The organism is Dellaglioa sp. CoH-57-MRSF-19, from assembly GCF_056781975.1.
The window spans coordinates 1-258 of the sequence record NZ_JBXAXW010000292.1; the positions used below are offsets into that span (position 1 = coordinate 1).

Below are 258 nucleotides of genomic sequence, written 5' to 3' on the forward strand. Positions count from 1 at the left end.
GTTCATCAGGACGCTGCGGACGATCGGGTGCCCGACCGGGCACGCCTCGGATCCGCGATGGCTCTCGCTGCTCGGGTTCGCGACGATGGGCGTCTGGGACTACCGGCAGTGGGATGCGCTGACCGACCGGTTCGTCGCCCAGTGCCGGGAGACCGGCGCGCTCAGCGAGCTGAGGGTGGCGCTCACTCAGAAGATGTACGCCCACCTGTTCGCCGGCCGCGTTCAGGCGGCGGTGGACTGCGCGAGTGAGCTGCGCGC

Annotated in this window: 1 protein-coding gene; it reads left to right on the forward strand. The window is 70.5% G+C overall.

Annotated features, from left to right (window positions below):
* Positions 1-258 (forward strand): hypothetical protein (locus tag AC1RO3_RS09275; protein WP_481764131.1); only part of this gene is annotated, 258 nt, incomplete at both ends.